At 60.3% G+C, this 3,008-nt stretch carries 4 protein-coding genes; all 4 read left to right on the forward strand.

The genetic code is table 11. The features are described 5' to 3' along the window. Positions 1 to 496 (forward strand): proteasome accessory factor PafA2 family protein (locus tag KGL31_05840; protein ID MDE2321426.1); only part of this gene is annotated, 496 nt, incomplete at its 5' end. 27 nt (positions 497 to 523) lie between these two features. After that, positions 524 to 1,345, forward strand: coding sequence for a proteasome subunit beta (prcB, locus tag KGL31_05845; protein ID MDE2321427.1), 822 nt, complete (start codon positions 524 to 526; stop codon positions 1,343 to 1,345). 4 nt (positions 1,346 to 1,349) lie between these two features. Next, the gene (gene prcA / locus KGL31_05850; protein ID MDE2321428.1) at positions 1,350 to 2,039 is read left to right on the forward strand and encodes a proteasome subunit alpha; all 690 of its coding nucleotides are present in this window, start codon (positions 1,350 to 1,352) and stop codon (positions 2,037 to 2,039) included. Between the two features lie 107 nt (positions 2,040 to 2,146). Beyond that, the coding region (locus KGL31_05855; protein MDE2321429.1) for a proteasome accessory factor PafA2 family protein at positions 2,147 to 3,008 on the forward strand (862 nt) is incomplete at its 3' end.

Raw genomic sequence — 3,008 nt, forward strand, 5'->3', positions numbered from 1 at the left:
GGCCGACCTGCTGGAGAAATGGCAGTATGTCCTGGACAAGCTCGCCGAGGACCCGATGACGCTCAACCGCGAACTGGACTGGGTCATCAAGCACGGGCTCATCACCTCCTACATCAACCGCAAGGGCTGCTCCTTCGACGATCAGCGCGTCTTCATGCTGGATCTGCAGTATCATGATCTCCGCCGGGATAAGGGACTCTACTTTACCCTGGAGCGCCAGGGATATGTTGACCGGATCGTGACTGATGAGGAGATTCTCATCGCCATGAAAACCCCTCCCCCGGATACCCGGGCCTACTTTCGCGGGATGTGCCTCCAGAAGTATCCTGACGAGGTGTATGGGGCGAGTTGGAGTTCGGTGATCTTCGATACCGGCGAGGCGACGGTGAAACGGGTTCCCATGGCCGATCCATTGAGGGGAACACAGAAGTTGGCGGCCGAACTGCTGGACCGCTCCGACACCGCCGCGGAGCTGTTGGATAACATCGCGGTCTAGCGCACACGCGCTCCATTCGAGATACCAATGCACTCATTCTTCGATTCCATGGTTCCAGGTTCGAGTTTTTTTGACCTGCTCCGGCAGTGCCGGTCGGACCTCCTGCCACAGATACAGATCAAGCTAGACGGGCTTTCGCAGGCCGAGATCCGGGAACTGAAGCAGAGCCCTCACGGGACCACTATTCTGGCCCTGAAGTTTCGGGATGGGGCGCTCATCGCAGGCGATCGGCAGGCGACCGAGGGTTTCCAGGTCTCGTCGCGGCGGATCGAGAAGGTGTACAAGGCGGATGAGCACTCAGCCGTCGCCATCGCGGGCGTCGCCGGTCCATGCATCGAGATGGCCAAGCTGTTCGAGGTGGAGCTGGCCCACTACGAAAAGCTTGAAGGCGTGCCGCTCTCGTTGGAGGGGAAGGCGAATAAGTTGTCCCAGATGGTCAAGGCGAATCTTCCGATGGCGATGCAGGGGCTGGTCGTGATTCCGATCTTTGTCGGCTATGATGTCAGAAGCGGTGAGGGCAAGATTTTCAAGTACGACGTGACCGGCGGCCGGTATGAGGAAACGGATTACTATGCCACAGGCTCCGGCGGGAAAGACGCCCGTTCCACGATGAAGAAGCTCTATCGGGATCGTATGACGGAGGACGAGGCGATAGCGGTCGGGCTGGAGGCGCTGATCGACGCCGCGGAGGAGGATGTCGGGACCGGAGGTCCGGACTTCGTTCGCGGGCTCTTTCCTACGGTGAAGCTCGCGGCCGCGGCGGGTCTGCAGGATGTGCCGGAGGCCCGCATCAGGGAGGTCTGCCAGGCCATCATCGATCGCCGCAAGCTGGCCGAGAGAGGGGTATGAGCTGATGGCGCTTCCCTATTACGTATCACCAGAACAGATGATGCAGGATAAGGCGGAGTATGCCCGAAAGGGTATCGCCAGGGGGAAATCGATCATCGTTCTGGAGTACGCCGACGGCATGCTGCTGCTGGCCGAGAATCCCAGCGCCTCGCTCAATAAGATCTCCGAAATTTACGACCGGATCGCCTTTGCCGGCGCGGGGAGGTACAGCGAGTTCGAGAATCTGCGCAAGGCGGGGATTCGCTATGCGGACCTGAAGGGGTTCGCCTATGACCGTGAGGACGTGACGGCCAAGTCGCTGGCCAATGCCTACTCTCAGACCATTGGTAATATCTTCAGCGAGGCGATGAAGCCGCTGGAGGTGGAGATTCTGGTGGTCGAAGTGGCCGATGGAGCGCTCCCCAACGAGTTGTATCGGATCACGTTTGATGGCAGCATCGGCGACGAAAAGGGGTTTGCCGCGATTGGCGGGCAGGCCGAAGAGCTCAGACTGTACCTGAAGGACAGATACCAAGCAGGGCTTGATCAGAAGGCTGCGCTGAGGCTGGCTACACAGGCGCTTGAAGCCGTGAGCAGCGCGAAGATCGAACCGCGAAGCCTGGAGGTGGCGGTTCTGGAGCGCAGTCGCTCCGGTCGGAAGTTCCGCCGCCTGCCCCAGGATGATCTTACGACGATGCTCACCGATACCCAGTAAAAGATCTGCACGGCCCTCTCACTTCGCACCTCCCACCTCGCACCCTCCCGATAAATTCGATTGACCGTCACAGGGCCTTCCGGTACGATGATATTGGAGTAGTTGAAATGCAGGAGCGTATCCTTGGACTGGAAAGCGAATACGGCCTGATCTCGTCTTCGGTCGGCGGGCGGGTGAACCTGTCGGTCGAAAGCGCGCTGGGCTATCTGTTCGAGAAGGTGGTCTCACGCCAGCGCGGGACCAATGACTTTCTGCGAAACGGCGCGCGCCTCTATCAGGACACCGGCTGCCATCCCGAGTATGCGACCCCCGAGTGCGATAACGCGCGGGAGCTGGTGATCCACGACAAGGCGGGGGAGCGGATCGTGGAAGAGCTGCTCCTGAGCGCCGAACAGAAGCTGCACGAGAACGGCATCTACTGCGAGATCTATATCTTCAAGAACAATACCGACTCGGTTGGGAACACCTACGGCTGCCACGAAAACTACCTGGTACAACGCGGCGTGAACTTCCACAAGCTGGCAGAGCAGTTGATCCCCTTCTTCGTGACGCGCCAGGTATTCGCGGGCGCAGGGAAGGTCCTTCGGACACGGATGGGGAATCACTACTATATCTCGCAGCGGGCGCAGCACATCTACCAGGAGATCTCCGGCGCGACGACCAGCTCGCGCGGAATTATCAACACCCGCGATGAGCCCCACGCCGACGAGGAGAAGTACCGCCGCCTGCACGTCATCGTCGGCGACTCCAACATGTCGGAGGTCGCGACCTACCTGAAGGTCGGGACCACCGCCATCGTCCTGGCCATGGTGGAAGACGGCGTCATCAAGCGCGACCTCGCCCTCGAAGACCCCGTCCGCGCCATCAAGGAGATTTCCCACGACGTGACCTGCCGGCGCCGCGTGCGGCTCAAGCGCGGCAAGGAGTTCTCGGCCATCGAGATCCAGCGGGAGTACCTCGACCTCGCCC

Source organism: Candidatus Methylomirabilota bacterium (genome assembly GCA_028870115.1).
In the GTDB taxonomy this organism is placed as follows: domain Bacteria; phylum Methylomirabilota; class Methylomirabilia; order Methylomirabilales; family Methylomirabilaceae; genus Methylomirabilis.

Bases quoted from the DNA above. Each gene is read 5' to 3' on its own strand.
- prcB (MDE2321427.1), top strand. From the start codon at position 524: ATGCACTCATTCTTCGATTCCATGGTTCCAGGTTCGAGTTTTTTTGAC.
- prcA (MDE2321428.1), top strand. From the start codon at position 1,350: ATGGCGCTTCCCTATTACGTATCACCAGAACAGATGATGCAGGATAAG.